General features: G+C 65.9%; 14 protein-coding genes. 1 reads left to right on the forward strand and 13 read right to left on the reverse strand.

Annotation, left to right across the window (positions count from 1 at the left end):
• Positions 1 to 14 precede the first annotated feature (14 nt).
• Genes ABD059_RS16605 through pyrR form a run of 4 tightly spaced genes read right to left on the reverse strand, consistent with a single transcriptional unit; the run spans position 15 to position 3488 of the window.
• Entirely contained in the window at positions 15 to 554 is a 540-nt protein-coding gene (locus ABD059_RS16605; protein ID WP_343882058.1) for a PH-like domain-containing protein, read from the reverse strand.
• The gene (locus ABD059_RS16610) at positions 542 to 1885 is read right to left on the reverse strand and encodes a dihydroorotase (protein ID WP_343882060.1); all 1344 of its coding nucleotides are present in this window, start codon (positions 1883 to 1885) and stop codon (positions 542 to 544) included. The genes ABD059_RS16605 and ABD059_RS16610 overlap by 13 nt, the downstream gene beginning before the upstream one ends.
• Entirely contained in the window at positions 1882 to 2886 is a 1005-nt protein-coding gene (locus ABD059_RS16615) for an aspartate carbamoyltransferase catalytic subunit (RefSeq protein ID WP_343882062.1), read from the reverse strand. The genes ABD059_RS16610 and ABD059_RS16615 overlap by 4 nt, the downstream gene beginning before the upstream one ends.
• A complete protein-coding gene (gene pyrR, locus ABD059_RS16620; RefSeq protein WP_192813077.1) occupies positions 2883 to 3488 on the reverse strand; it encodes a bifunctional pyr operon transcriptional regulator/uracil phosphoribosyltransferase PyrR in 606 nt (201 codons plus the stop codon). Before pyrR ends, ABD059_RS16615 begins: the two co-directional genes overlap by 4 nt.
• A 139-nt stretch (positions 3489 to 3627) precedes the next feature.
• Here pyrR and ABD059_RS16625 point away from each other — a divergent pair, with 139 nt between their 5' ends.
• A complete protein-coding gene (locus ABD059_RS16625) occupies positions 3628 to 4800 on the forward strand; it encodes a PrsW family intramembrane metalloprotease (protein ID WP_343882065.1) in 1173 nt (390 codons plus the stop codon).
• Positions 4801 to 4857: 57 nt separating this feature from the next.
• On the opposite strand, the gene nusB is transcribed toward ABD059_RS16625, so the two are convergent.
• The 9 genes from nusB to alaS form a co-directional block, all read right to left on the reverse strand.
• Positions 4858 to 5268 carry a transcription antitermination factor NusB gene (gene nusB / locus ABD059_RS16630; protein ID WP_019482817.1) on the reverse strand — a complete coding sequence of 137 codons (411 nt, stop codon included), beginning with the start codon at positions 5266 to 5268 and terminating at the stop codon, positions 4858 to 4860.
• Positions 5265 to 5828, reverse strand: a complete 564-nt coding sequence (gene efp / locus ABD059_RS16635; RefSeq protein ID WP_019482818.1) for an elongation factor P — start codon at positions 5826 to 5828, stop codon at positions 5265 to 5267. The genes nusB and efp overlap by 4 nt, the downstream gene beginning before the upstream one ends.
• Positions 5829 to 5975: 147 nt before the next feature.
• Positions 5976 to 7085 carry a 3-dehydroquinate synthase gene (aroB, locus tag ABD059_RS16640; protein WP_343882068.1) on the reverse strand — a complete coding sequence of 370 codons (1110 nt, stop codon included), beginning with the start codon at positions 7083 to 7085 and terminating at the stop codon, positions 5976 to 5978.
• A gap of 26 nt (positions 7086 to 7111) precedes the next feature.
• The gene (locus tag ABD059_RS16645; RefSeq protein ID WP_343882070.1) at positions 7112 to 7639 is read right to left on the reverse strand and encodes a shikimate kinase; all 528 of its coding nucleotides are present in this window, start codon (positions 7637 to 7639) and stop codon (positions 7112 to 7114) included.
• Positions 7639 to 8838, reverse strand: a complete 1200-nt coding sequence (gene aroC, locus ABD059_RS16650; RefSeq protein WP_343882072.1) for a chorismate synthase — start codon at positions 8836 to 8838, stop codon at positions 7639 to 7641. The genes ABD059_RS16645 and aroC overlap by 1 nt, the downstream gene beginning before the upstream one ends.
• A gap of 32 nt (positions 8839 to 8870) precedes the next feature.
• Positions 8871 to 9782, reverse strand: coding sequence for a shikimate dehydrogenase (locus ABD059_RS16655; protein ID WP_343882074.1), 912 nt, complete (start codon positions 9780 to 9782; stop codon positions 8871 to 8873).
• Complete coding sequence (gene mltG / locus ABD059_RS16660) at positions 9783 to 11015, reverse strand: endolytic transglycosylase MltG (RefSeq protein WP_343882076.1); 1233 nt, start codon at positions 11013 to 11015, stop codon at positions 9783 to 9785.
• Positions 11012 to 11605, reverse strand: coding sequence for a Holliday junction resolvase RuvX (gene ruvX / locus ABD059_RS16665; protein ID WP_343882078.1), 594 nt, complete (start codon positions 11603 to 11605; stop codon positions 11012 to 11014). The genes mltG and ruvX overlap by 4 nt, the downstream gene beginning before the upstream one ends.
• 18 nt (positions 11606 to 11623) lie before the next feature.
• The gene (alaS, locus tag ABD059_RS16670; RefSeq protein WP_343882080.1) at positions 11624 to 14302 is read right to left on the reverse strand and encodes an alanine--tRNA ligase; all 2679 of its coding nucleotides are present in this window, start codon (positions 14300 to 14302) and stop codon (positions 11624 to 11626) included.
• Between the last annotated feature and the right edge of the window lie 97 nt (positions 14303 to 14399).

The following is a 14399-nucleotide window of genomic DNA, read 5'->3' on the forward strand; positions in this document are numbered from 1 at the left end:
CTGACTGGAATCTGTCACTGTGTGTCCTTCGTGGGGTTGTGAACCTGAGCCGGTGAGGTGCTGGGGGCTGCGGGGGCGAGGGCTGCGGCGGCGTCGAGGAGGCGGGTGCGGGCGGCTGCCTCACGGGTCCGGAATCCAGTGTCAACGGCTGTCCCGTTCAGGGTCCAGGTGAACACCACCAATCCGTCCTTCTCGACGAACTTGCCGGCCATCCCCCGGTCGAGGCGAACGCCGCGCAGGTCCGGCCGACTGATGAACAGGTCCCGGGCGCCACTGCGGACAATGAGGATTCCTTCGTCGTGGACACTGGCCGTGGCGTTGGATTTCACGCCAAGGCTGTGGACGGCGATCCGGTCGAGCCAGTCCCCCGCCGTCGTCGTGACCACGTACTGGCCGTTGGCCAGGTAAGCCGGGTCGCTGAGTGTTTCGGGCGCGGGCGACGGCGCCGCGATGTCGCTTTGCCGGGCCAGGCGGGCACGCCAGCCCAGGGCTCCAAGCGCGATGACGACGGCGATGGTGCCCAGTGAGATGGCGACGGGCATTAGCCAGTCCATGTGGATTCCTCAGCTGCAGTTGGGTGTGGGGTGTTCAGTTGGCCAGCCAGGACGGTTGGGTGGCCCCTGAAGAACGTGGCCTGCACGGCTCCAGGTAGTTCGGTGCCGGCGAATGGGCTGTTGCGGCCCATGGTGGACATTTTATCCGGATCGACCACCCAGCGTGCCTCAGGATCAACGAGTGTGACGTTAGCTGCCTCACCCTCGGCCAGCGGCCGTCCCTGCTGCTCCAGGCCGCCGATCGCTGCCGGAGTGCATGAGGTGACTCTGGCGAAGCCTTCCCAATCCATCAGGCCGGTGTTGATCATGGTGTGCTGCACCACCGAGAGCGCGGTTTCCAGTCCGGTCATGCCCATCGCTGCCTGCGCCCATTCGCAGTCCTTGTGCTCGGAAGGATGCGGGGCGTGATCGGTGCCGACGACGTCGATGGTGCCATCCGCGAGGGCCTCCCGCAGTGCCTGCACGTCCTCGCCGGTGCGGAGCGGCGGGTTCACCTTGTAGACCGGATTGTAGCTCCGGACCAGCTCGTCGGTGAGTAGCAGGTGGTGGGGGGTGACCTCGGCGGTCACCCTGATGCCGCGGGCCTTGGCCCAGCGGATAATTTCCACCGACCCGGCCGTCGACACGTGGCACACGTGGAGGCGTGAGCCCACGTGGTGGGCCAACAGGACGTCCCTGGCGATGATGCTTTCCTCGGCGACGGCGGGCCAGCCGGTCAGGCCGAGGACCGCGGAGACGGCGCCCTCGTTCATTTGGGCCCCCTCGGTCAGCCTTGGTTCCTGGGCGTGCTGGGCGATGACGCCGTCGAACGCCTTCACGTACTCCAGCGCGCGGCGCATCAGGACGGGGTCGCTGACGCAGACGCCGTCATCGGAGAAGACGCGAACCCGCGCCCGGGAGTCGGCCATGGCGCCAAGCTCGGCGAGCTGGGTACCACCGAGTCCCACGGTGACCGCACCGACCGGTCGTACTTCCACCCAGCCGGCGCGCCGGCCCAGGCTGTACACCTGTTCCACCACCCCGGCGGTGTCCGCGACGGGCGTGCTGTTGGCCATGGCGTGCACGGCGGTGAACCCGCCCCGGGCTGCCGCCCGGGTGCCGGTCTCGACGGTTTCGGCGTCCTCCCGGCCCGGTTCGCGGAGGTGGGTGTGAAGGTCCACGAGGCCGGGGAGGGCGATCAGGCCGTCGGCGTCGATCACCTCAGCACCAGCAGCTGAAAGTCCCGGGCCGACGCCAGCGATGATTCCGTCGGCAATCAGGAGGTCTGACCGGTCCCGGCCGAGCAGGGCTGCGCCGCGGATGAGATAGCGGGCCGTGGCTGGTGCGTTCATCGTGGGTTCTCCTGGGTGGATTCGGTGGTCGGCGACTGGTGGTCGTCGCCGGAGAGCAGCAGGTACAGGGCGGCCATCCTGACGGAGACCCCGTTGCGGACCTGGGCGAGGACTGTGGAGCGGGGCGAGTCGGCTGCCGCCGCCGATATTTCCAGGCCCCGGTTCATCGGCCCCGGGTGCATGATGACCGTGTGGTCCAGGCCGTGGGTGTCCAGGGCCGCCAGCCGGGCGTCGTCGAACCCCCACCGTCGTGAGTATTCGCGGGTGGAGGGGAAGAAGGCCGCGTTCATCCGTTCGGCCTGCAGCCGCAGCATCATCACCGCGTCCGGTCCGGCGGCCAGAGCCTCGTCCAGGTCGTAGGTGATCCGGCAGGGCCACCGTTCGGCACCGACCGGGACGAGGGTGGGCGGTGCGACCAGGGTGACCGACGCACCGAGGGTTTCCAGCAGCCACAGGTTCGAGCGGGCCACCCGGGAGTGCAGGACATCACCGACGATGGTGACAGCCATGCCCGCCAGGTCGGATCCGACCGATGGTACCCCCGAGACTTTCGCCCAGTGTCGCCGGAGAGTAAACGCGTCCAGCAGTGCCTGGGTGGGATGTTCATGCATCCCGTCCCCGGCGTTGATCACTGCTGCGTCGATCCAGTCGGACGTCGCCAGCCGGGCGGGGGCGCCGGACGCCCAGTGCCGGATGACTACGGCGTCGGCGGACATCGCTTCGAGGGTCTGGGCCGTGTCCTTGAGCGATTCGCCCTTGGACACCGAGGAGCCCTTGACGGCGAACGTGATGACGTCCGCCGAGAGTCGTTTGGCTGCGGCTTCGAAAGAGATTCGGGTGCGGGTGGAGTCCTCGAAGAAGAGGTTCACCACGGTGCGGCCGCGCAGCGCCGGAAGCTTCTTGATTTCCCGTTCACCGACCGCCGACATTTCCTCGGCTACGTCCAGGATGCGGATGGCGTCCCGCCGGGACAGGTCGCGGGTGGAGAGCAGGTGCCTCATGCGGGGCCCTCGATGACAACCTCGTTGATGGGCTCCCCGTCGACGGCGTCGATTTCCGCAAGATGGACCCTCACCTTCTCCGCCGAGGAGGTGGGAAGGTTCTTGCCCACATGGTCGGCGCGGATCGGCAACTCACGGTGGCCCCGGTCCACCAGGACCGCTAACCGGACCGCCCGCGGCCGGCCCAGATCCACGAGTGCGTCGAGGGCAGCCCGAATGGTCCGCCCGGAATACAGGACGTCATCGACGAGGACCACCACCTTATTGTCGATGCCCGACGGCGGCAACTGGGTTGGCAGCGGCGGCCGGGTGGGGTGGTGGCGCAGATCGTCCCTGAACATGGTGACATCGAGCTGGCCGACGATCGCGGTGGGGTCCAGTGGCGACCCGGTGGTCTGGTTTTCGGCGGCAGCGATTTTCCGGGCCAGGCGTTGGGCTAGCGGATAGCCACGACGGGGAATGCCCAGCAGCACCAGATCGGTGGTGCCCTTGTTGGCTTCCAGGATCTCGTGGGCGATGCGGGTTAGCGCTCGGTCAATATCGGCTTCGGCGAGAACGACACGCGAAAGAACACTCTCAGACTGAGGTGCGGGCATGGTCATTGGACGCTTCCTCCTTCCCCGCCTCACAGGACGGAATTTAAAGGTTGGTTGCGTTGTCAAAACTATCACAGCGCGCACCGCTCGCCCGGTGATGCTACCTTCTGTGACACTCCCTCCTGCGACGACATACCCTGTGAGAATGACGATGTCGGCGCCACCGCCCTGGGAATCACAGCAACCCGTTCAACCGATCTGGGACCGGACCGTGCACCGGGGGCCCGGCGTCGCCAATGTGCTGCTGGTGGTGATCGCAGCGCTGGTCCTCGTGCTGCTCGCCTGGTTCCTCAGCAGCAGCCTTGGCGGCGGCGCCCTGGTGTTATCCGGGATCCTCGCCCTGATCCCGCTGTCGATCTGTATTGCCGGACTGATGTGGATTGACCGCTGGGACCCTGAACCCCGCGGCGCCCTCTGGTTCGCGTTCCTGTGGGGTGCCGGAATTTCGGTGGTCGCAGCCCTGCTGCTGGGTAGCTATGTCACTGAGCTGCTGTCCCTGGCGTTGGCCTCCACCTCGCCCGATGTGATTGGGCCGGTGCTGCAGGCGCCACTCGTGGAGGAGATCGCCAAGGGGCTCGGTGTCCTGGTGCTCGTCTTCTCCCGGCGCAGCCATTTCGACGGGCCGGTGGACGGGATTGTGTACGCGGGGATGGTCGGAGCGGGCTTCGCCTTCACCGAGAACATCCTCTATTTCGGTGCCGCGGCACTGGACGGCGGCGGGCTGGGCGGACTGGTCTCCGTGTTCGTGATCAGGGGGCTGTTCTCGCCGTTCGCCCACGTCATGTTCACCGCGGCCCTGGGCGTGGTGCTCGGACTGGCAGTAGCCCGCAGCGGCACCCGCTACATTTTCCCGGCCTTCATCGTGGGCCTGGTGCCGGCGATCGCCGGGCACATGCTGTGGAACGGCGGTCTGCTGGTCCTGTTCACCGACTTTTTCGAGTTTTATTTTCTGATTCAGCTGCCCCTGTTTCTCGCTGCACTGGCCAGCATCGTGGCGCTGCGGCGAGCCGAGCGGCGGGTCACCGAAGACCGTCTCGGCGGCTATGCAGCAGCCGGCTGGTTCACGGCGCAGGAGGTTCACATGTTGGCCACCCGGGGTGGCCGGTCACAAGCCCTCGGGTGGGCACGGCGTTTCGGGCGGCAGCGCAGCATGAAGGCCTTCATCAGGGCCGCCACCCGGTTGGCCTTCACCCGGCAACGCATCATCGCCGGGCATGACCTGCAGCTCAACATCGAACGGGAACACCTGCTGCTGGCTGACGTCACCCGGCTCCGCCGCGAGTTGTTGACGACGGCGGCGGCCAACACCGGGGTCTGAGCCTCCGGGCGTCAGCCCCGAGGCTTCGGTGGTGCCGGGATGACCCAGCATTGTTGCCTAGGCGAGCAGCGTCGGCTTCAGCTGCTGCAGACGCCCCAGCAGGCCATTGACAAACGCTGGAGATTCGTCGGTGGAGAGCATTTTCGCGAGCTCCACCGCCTCACTGACCGCGACGCCGTCGGGCACGTCCGCGTTGTACAGCAGCTCCCAGGCGCCCACCCTGAGGATCATCCGATCCACGGCGGGCATCCGGTCCAGGGTCCAGCCCTGTGAGTAGGTGCCGAGGAACTCATCAATTTGCTCGCCCTGGGTCATGACGCCCTCGATGATGTCCACTGAATAGGGGGCAACCACCGTGTCGGTCTTTTCCCGACGGGCCTTGAGCGCTTCGAGCGGTGAAACGGCACGCTGCTCCGCTTCGAAAAGGATGTCCAGTGCCCGGCGTCGGGCTTTACTGCGGGCACTCACTCGTTGACGCGTCCCAGGTAATCGCCGGTGCGGGTATCAACCTTGACCTTGGTTCCGGTTTCCAGGAACAGCGGAACCTGGATGTCGTAGCCGGTTTCGACAGTGGCCGGCTTGGTGCCGCCGGTGGACCGGTCACCCTGCAGGCCGGGCTCGGTGTAGGTCACTTCGAGCACCACCGACGGCGGGAGCTCCACGTAGAGGGCGGACCCTTCGTGCATGGCGATGGTGACCATGAGGCTCTCCAGCATGAAGTTCTCGGCCTGACCGACAGTCTTGCCCGGAACGGTGAGCTGATCGTAATCTGACGTGTCCATGAACACGAAGTCTTCGCCGTCCTTGTACAGGTACTGGTAGTCACGACGGTCCACTGTGGCAGTTTCGATCTTCAGGCCAGCGTTGAAGGTCTTGTCGACTACCTTGCCCGAGAGGATGTTCCGCAGCTTGGTGCGCACAAACGCGCCGCCCTTGCCTGGCTTGACGTGCTGGAACTCGAGAACGTTCCACAGGTTGCCTTCAAGCTTCAGCACCGTGCCGTTTTTGATGTCGTTTGTGGTAGCCACAGAGTCTCTTTCGGGTAAAACAGCGACGTCCGGGCAGTAAGCATCCGGAGGCCACATGCGATGGGGTGGGAAAAGTCCAGAGCCCATTCTACCCTGTGGCGCACGAGGCGGCTGCGGCGGGTCTCGGTGGTGAGTTGCTGGGCGCTCCTACGAAGCGATTTCCTGGTACGCGGCGAACAGCAGCGACGTGTCGGGCACTTCCAGCATGCCGGGGCGGGCCAGGTCATCAAGGACCACAAAGCGCAGGAGGTCACCCCTGGACTTCTTGTCCCGGCGCATGCCGTCCAGCAGGGCAGCCCATCGGTCCCGGCGATATGTCACTGGCAGTTCAAGGAGTTCGAGGATACTGCGGTGGCGGTCGGCGGTTTCGTCGCTGAGCCTGCCAACCATCCGGGAGAGTTCCGCGGCGAACACCAGGCCCACTGAAACGGCTGCACCATGTCGCCAGGAGTACCGTTCGGCCAGTTCGATCGAGTGGCCGAGGGTGTGTCCGTAGTTGAGGAACTCCCGACGTCCGCTTTCCTTCAGGTCGGCTGACACGATCTCGGCCTTCACCGCGACCGCCCGTTCAATGAGTTCGCGCACCGTTGCCGAACCGCCGTCGGACACTGCTGCGGGATCTGCCTCAATCAGGTCGAGGATGCGCGGATCGGCGATGAAACCACATTTGACCACCTCGGCCATCCCGGTGAGCAGTTCGTTGCGGGGTAGCGTCGCGAGGGTGTCAAGATCGGCGAGGACAGCAGCGGGTGGGTGGAACGCGCCCACCAGGTTTTTGCCTTCGGCGGTGTTGATGCCGGTCTTGCCGCCCACGGCGGCGTCGACCATTCCCAGCAGGCTGGTGGGCAGGTGGACCACCTTCACGCCCCGCAACCAGGTGGCCGCGACGAAGCCCGCGAGGTCAGTCACGGCGCCGCCGCCCACAGCCACAACTGCGTCGGAGCGGGTGAAGTCGTTCTGGCCCAGGACCTGCCAGCAGAAAGCGGCGACCTGGATGTGTTTGCCTTCTTCGGCGTCGGGGATTTCGGCGGTCACGGCAGTGAATCCCGCGTCGGCGAGTTCGGCCCGCACGGTGTCGCCGGTGCTCCTGAGCGCACGCGGGTGAATCACCAGGACGCGGCGGACCCGCTCCCCCAGCACGGCTGGGAGCCGTTCCAGTAGCCCGTGCCCGATGACTACCTCGTAGTTCTCGGCCGCCTGGGTTCCGGTGACGTTGATGACGGTCGGCTCTTTGCTGACGGTCGGCTCGTTGGCCATGACTGTCCCTTCGTTGGTCTGCTCAGCTACGACTGGGTCAGCTGAAACTGTTGGATAAGCTCGGCGACGAGCTGGTCAATGGTGCGGCCCCGCGTATCAAGGACGCAGTCGGCCAGGAGTTCGTAGACGGGCCGTCGCTCCCGGTCCATCCGGAGCCAGGCCTCCACCGGATCGCCGGCGAGCAGCGGTCGGCTCCGGTCCCGGGTGATACGGCGACGCACTGTGGCCAGGTCTGCGTCGAGGAAGACTACCCGTGCTCCGGCGAGCAGCGTGCGGGTCCCCTCGTCCAGGACGGCTCCCCCACCGAGCGACACCACCTGGTGCTCCGGTGCATCGGTGAGCACCTCGGCAACCACCCGGGCCTCAAGGGTCCGGAAAGCCTGTTCACCCTGCTGGCTGAAGATGGTGCTGATCCGTCCGTGCCTTGCGACGATGAGCTGGTCGGTGTCGACGAAAGGCCAGCCGAGCCGGGCGGCGAGGCTCGCCCCGACCGCTGACTTACCGGTAGCCATCAACCCGATGAAGACCACCGGTCCGGCGCCGGGTGCTGCCACTAGGTCCCAGCCGAATTGAGCGAGGTGGGAATGGCCGCCAGGTACGCTGCCAGGTTGCGTGCCGTCTCCTGGACCGAGTCCCCACCGAACTTCTCGGTGACCGCTTCGGCGATGACCAGGGCCACCATGGCTTCGGCGACCACCCCGGCAGCGGGGACGGCGCAGACGTCGGACCGCTGGTGGTGGGCACGGGCAGCGTCACCAGTGCTGACATCAATGGTTCGGAGGGCTCGTGGCACGGTGGCGATGGGTTTCATGGCGGCACGGACCCGCAGCGTGTCGCCGATGCTCATCCCGCCCTCAATCCCGCCCGCGCGGTTGCTGGTCCGCTCGATCATGCCGGAGTCACCGCGAACAATCTCGTCGTGGGCTTTTGATCCGCGTCGCGCGGCGGTAAGGAACCCATCGCCGACCTCGACGCCCTTGATGGCCTGAATGCCCATCAGCGCGGCCGCGAGACGGGAGTCGAGCCGCCGGTCCCAGTGGACGTAGCTGCCAAGTCCCGGGGGCAGTCCGTAGACCACCACCTCCACCACCCCACCGAGTGTTTCACCCTCTTTATGGGCGGCGTCCACCTCGGACACCATCGCGAGAGAGGTCTCGCGGTCGAAGCACCGCAGTGGATCAAGGTCCAGGGCGATCACGTCGGTTGGTCGCGGCAGGGGTGAGCCTTCGGGAACTGCCACCGAGGCGATCGCGACCGTGTGGCTGACCAGGGAGATACCAAGTGCGGACAGGAAGCGGGCGGCGACCTCGCCCAGCGCAACCCGGGCGGCGGTCTCCCGCGCGCTGGCCCGTTCCAGGACGGGCCGAGCCTCGTCGAAGCCGTACTTCTGCATTCCGGTGAAGTCCGCGTGTCCCGGGCGGGGGCGGGTCAGTGGTGCGTTCCGGGCGAGTTCGGACAGCTCAGCGGGGTCCACCGGGTCGGCTGACATGATCTGGTCCCACTTGGGCCACTCGGTGTTGCCCACCTGAACCGCCACGGGCCCACCCTGGGTCAGCCCGTGCCGGACGCCGCCAATGATGCTGACCTGATCCTGCTCAAACTTCATGCGGGCACCGCGGCCATAGCCAAGCCGCCTACGGGCCAGCGCGGCCTGGATGTCACTGCTCGTGATCTCCACGCCTGCAGGCATTCCTTCAATAATTCCCACCAGTGCCGGTCCGTGGGATTCTCCGGCAGTTAACCAACGCAACATGCCTCCAATCCTGCCACGGTGGCGCCGCTGTTTCAGCGCGGGGGCGCTCCGACTGCGTCACACATGACTTTTAGGACCGGTAAATCGTCGGTGAAAGCACCACCGGAGAACAGCCTGACCTGCTCCACCGCCTGATAGATCAGCATCTCCAGTCCCGGCACGATCGCCCCGCCTCGGGCCTGCCAGACGTCAGCAAGGGGACTCGGCCACGGGTCATAGGCGACATCCAGGAGCACCGGCGGGACCCCGGTGGGTCCTCCTGGAGCGCTGGATAGTTCCTGGGCGAGCGAATCGGCCCCGTGCGGGGGAAGAGTGGAGATCGCGACGTCGGCGTGTTGCAGACCCCCGACGGCGACGGTCCACCCGCAGATAGCGACATCGAGTCCGAGGGACCGTCCCAGGGCCTCCAGGGGCGCAGCACGAACAGGTGACCGGACAAAGACCGAGGCCCGGGAGGCACCCAGTTCCTGCAGTGCGGCCAGTGAGGCGGCAGCGGTACCGCCACCACCGAGGATCACTGCAGCCTGGGGCGGTTCACGGACTCCGCCGTGCCTGAGAGCACCCACGATGCCTGCCACGTCCGTGTTGTGACCGGTCAGGATGCGGTCTCCCCCCGCGCCGTCGACAGTAACGGTGTTGAGCACACCCAACGTCGCTGCGTGCCCACTGACCAGGTCGACCAGGTCGACCATCGCTGCCTTGTGTGGCATGGTCACCGACAGCCCCCGCCAGTCGTCAGCAGTCCGCACCTGGTCGACAAACGACTGGAGGTCTTCGGGCGTTACCTCGATGGCCTCATAGCTGCACTCGAACCCCAGGAGCCGATAGGCGGCCCGGTGCAGTGCAGGCGACTTGGAGTGCCCAATCGGTGACCCAATCACCGCGGCCCTCAGCGGCTGCCGGGGACGGGCGGTGCTGGCGGCGGCGTGCGCCGACGGATTCACCTAGCTGCACCGACCGGGGTTGTCCGCGCACCAGGCCTGGTATTCAGCGACATAGACGGCGTGTTCGGCGAGGGTTTCCGAGAACTTCGTTTCACCCGTGTCGAGATCCACGGTGACCCAGTAATAGAAGGGCACGTCCGCGGGATTCACGGCGGCGTCGATGGCTTCGGCCCCGGGAGACCCGATTGGCCCCACTGGCAGACCCGGGTTGGCGAAGGTGTTGTACGGGTTGGACTCGTCGGCGCGTTCTTCTTCCGTGAAGTCGAAGCTGCGGCGGTCCAGTCCATAGGTGACGGTGGCGTCCGACTGGATCAGCCCGTTGGTCTCGGTGTTGTTCTCCCCGAGACGATTCTCGATAGCCCCGGAAACCGCAGCGTAGTCGGCTTCGCCAGCCTCGGCTTCGATGATGCTGCCGATGGTCAGAATCCTGAACTGCTCCTCCGGGTCCGTGACACCCGCGTCCTCAAGGAGGGCGAATGCGCCGTCGACCATTGTCTGGATCATCTCGGTTGCGGTGGCGTCGACATCGAACCGGTACTCCCCCGGAGCGAGGTATCCTTCAAGGCTCCGAGCGTCTTCGGGAAGCCCGAACTGGGTGGGATCGGCGGCCAATTCGTCGAACTCGGCCCGCTCGATGGCGGTCGAGTCGGCGAGAATGTCTAGTGTTTCCCCTTGCCGGAGTCCCTGGGCGACAGCCGCGTAGAGGACCTTGTTCGCTTCGACGTCCAGCAGTGCCAGTGCCGCACCCTCGGAGGACATCTGGTAGCTGAGTTCGTACTCGCCGGGCTGCACTTCCCGTCCGTCCGCCACCTGTTGCAGGGCGGAAACGAATTCGGAGCCGCTCGCGACAATGTCGACTGATTCCAGGCCGTTGCCAATGGCAAGTGGGCCCGCGCCCTCAGGCACCGTGAAGACCACGCTGCCCGCGCCGGGTCCGGGATAGTCAGCGATGTCGTCCAGGCCAAGGAGATCGCGCAGCATCAGGGATACGGCAACGACTACCCCGATGAATCCGAGGATGACCACCAGCATGACGATGGTGCGACGACGGCGACGACGCTGCCTGGCTTTCGACGGACGGCGGCCGCGGCGCTGGCCCGACCGGGGTTCGAAGAACTGTTCGACGGGTTCAACTGTTTCGTTGTGGGAACCCTCGTACACGCCGTCGTGCTGGGCATCGTCGGTGTGACGCTCCGGTTCGCTGTCGGCGGTCGGGAACTGGCGGTGGCTCACAGGTCCAGGTTCCTTTCGCGGCTGTTCTCCGTAATGTCCTGCTCCTTGTTAGGGGTCAGCGGATCCCCTGGTGGGGGGGTCCGCTTTCGCGCTGCGACCGGATCCCCCACATCCCGCATCTGTGACCTTTGCATATCCATGGCGTGCTGCAGAATTTCGACAGCTGCCACTTGATCTATCACCTTACGGTGATCGCGGGTGTCCAAGCCAGCTTGCCTCAGGGAACGATGCGCTGAAACGGTGCTCAGACGCTCGTCGATCAGCCGGACGCGGGCCGTGAGACCGGCCCGCTGGATGGCATTCGCCAGCTCCAGCGCATAGCCCCGGGCCATCTCGGCGGACGCCGACTCGGTGCCGCTCAGATTTCGCGGCAAACCCACGAACACCTGGACGGCCTCCCGTTCGGCAATCTCCCGGACCAGAATGTTGAGGTCCGATTTTTTCTTCAGATCACGTTTCATCGTCCGCACAGGGGTGGCGAGCAGCGACCCACTGTCGCTACTGGCTACCCCCACCCGGACCATTCCGACGTCGACGCCCATCTTGACGCCACGCGGGTAGTCCCCGGTGGAGGCTGAAGTGTCAGTCATCGCTGGTCGGGCGTGTGATCAGCGGGCCGCGACAGCGGACCGGATGGCGGTCAGGGCGGCCTCAATCTGCGCAGGATCGGAACCGCCGCCCTGGGCCACGTCGTCCTTACCGCCGCCACCGCCGCCGAGGATTCCAGCGGCGACGCGGACCAGCGCGCCAGCCTTCACTCCTGCGGCGCGGGCCTCCTCATTGGTCGCGACCAGGACAAGCGGGCGGTCGTTGCTGATTCCGGCGGTTGCCACCACTGCTGCACCGGATCCCAGCCGGCTTCTGAGGTCGAGGGCGAGAATCCGCAGGTCGTCGGCTCCGTTCACCGTCCCGGCGTCGTGCGCCAGGAGGCGGACGCCGTCGACGTCGATCGCGGAGCCCACCAGGGCCGCAGCCGACGCGCTGAGCGCTTCCTTACGCAGCCGTTCGAGTTCCTTTTCGGCGGTCTTGAGCTTCGCCAGGGTGGCTGCGAGCCGTTCCGGCAGCTGAGCTGACGGTACCTTGAGCATGTCCGACAGCTCGGTCACCAGGGCACGCTCTGCCGCGAGGTGGCGGAACGCGTCCATTCCGACGAACGCCTCAACGCGGCGGTTGCCTGAGCCGACCGACTGTTCACCCAGTAGGGTCAACGATCCGATGAGCGACGTCGACCCGACGTGGGTGCCCCCACAGAGTTCCCTGGACCAGTCACCGTCGATTTCGACCACCCGGACGGTGTCGCCGTAGGCTTCGCCGAACAGGGCGGTAGCGCCGAGCGCTTTCGCCTCGTCGAGCTTCATCAGCTTGGTTTCCACTGTGTGGTTGTTACGAATGGCGATATTGGAAACTTCTTCGATCTCCGACTTGGCGCTGGTGCTGATGCCTTCGCCCCAGGAGAAATCGAACCGCAGGTACCCGGCCTTGTTGAAGGAGCCGCGCTGCAGCGCTTCGGGGCCGAGGATCTGGTGGAGGGCGGCGTGCACGATGTGGGTACCCGAGTGGGCCTGCTCCCCGGCGTGACGGCGCTGCCGGTCCACGGCAGCCACCACGGGTGAGGTGACCGAGATGTCGCCTTCCCGCACGACTGCGCGGTGGACGCTGAGACCTTTGATGGGGCGTTGCACGTCGAGGACTTCCACCACGAAACCGTTGCCGGTGATGAGCCCGACGTCGGCGGCCTGGCCGCCTGCCTCGGCGTAGAACGGCGTCTGGTCCAGGATCAGGTCGATTTCCTCGCCCTGCGATGCCGCGGGCACGGCAACGCCGTCGCGGACAATCCCGGTGACGATGGATTCGGTGGTCAACTCGTCGTACCCGGTGAACACCGTCTGACCGCTGGCCAGCAACTCGGAGAAGACGGACAGATCGGCCTGGCCGGCCTTCTTCCCACGCGCGTCAGCCTGGGCACGCTGGCGTTGCTCGAGCATCAGTGACCGGAATCCGTCGGCGTCGACCGCGAGGCCAGCTTCCGCAGCCATTTCAAGGGTCAAATCGATGGGGAAGCCGAAGGTGTCATGGAGCGCGAAGGCGTCTTCGCCGGACAGTGGACGTCCCGCGGCCTTCGATTCCAGGACCGCGCCCTCAAGGCGGGCGGTACCGGAGGCAATGGTGCGCAAAAAGGCACGTTCCTCGGCGTAGGCGATCCGGCTGATCCGTTCGAAGTCCTTCTCCACCTCGGGGTAGGTGCCCTTCATCGCGTCACGGGACGCCGGCAGCAGTTCCGGGAGGCAGGCGCGTTCGACGCCGAGCAGACGCATGGCACGGACGGCCCGCCGGATCAGGCGGCGCAACACGTACCCGCGCCCTTCGTTGGAGGGGGTCACGCCGTCGGCAATCAGCATCAGGGCTGACCGGATGTGGTCGGCCACGACCCGCATGCGGACGTCATCGGTGTGGTGCGGGTCCGTGTCGGACTCGGCGCTGGTGTAGGTCTTGCCCGAGAGTTCCGCGGCGCGGTCCAGCACCGGACGCACCTGGTCGGTCTCGTACATGTTCTCGACACCCTGCAACACCATGGCGAGACGCTCAAGACCGAGCCCGGTGTCGATGTTCTTGGCCGGCAGTTCGCCGGCGATGTCGAAATCTTCCTTGCTGCGGACAGCCGACAGCTGGTACTGCATGAATACCAGGTTCCAGATTTCGATGTACCGCGGTGAGTCGGTGGCCGGTCCGCCAGCAATGCCGTATTCGGGGCCCCGGTCGTAGAAGATTTCCGAGCAGGGTCCACCGGGCCCCGGCTGCCCGGTGCTCCAGTAGTTTTCCGCTTCGCCGAGCTTCTGGATACGTTCGGTCGGGATACCGACCTCATCGCGCCAGATGGCCAGGGCCTCGTCGTCGTCCTGGTAGACGGTAACCCAGAGACGATCGGGGTCCAGGCCGAAGCCTCCCGCCTCGAGAGGGGAGGTCAGGAGCTCCCACGCCATCGGAATGGCGCCTTCCTTGAAATAGTCGCCGAAGGAGAAGTTGCCGCACATCTGGAAGAACGTTCCGTGGCGGGCGGTCTTGCCCACTTCTTCAATGTCGCCGGTCCTGATGCACTTCTGGATGCTGGTGGCCCGGTCGAAGGGGGCCTTCTCACGCGCCGTCAAGTACGGGATGAAAGGAACCATTCCGGCGATGTTGAAGAGCAGCGACGGGTCGGTCGATACCAGCGACGCCGACGGCACCACTGTGTGTCCCTTGCCCTCGAAAAACGCGAGCCAGCGCCGTGCAATCTCATGGGATTTCATTGAAGCTTTCAGTCCTTATGATTTTTTTCAGGGCCAGAATCCTGTGGGTCGTACCCCAGTGAAGGCGACGGGACGGGCTGGCTGGCAGCCCTGGTCC

The organism is Arthrobacter flavus (assembly GCF_039526005.1).
Taxonomy (GTDB): domain Bacteria; phylum Actinomycetota; class Actinomycetes; order Actinomycetales; family Micrococcaceae; genus Arthrobacter_D; species Arthrobacter_D flavus.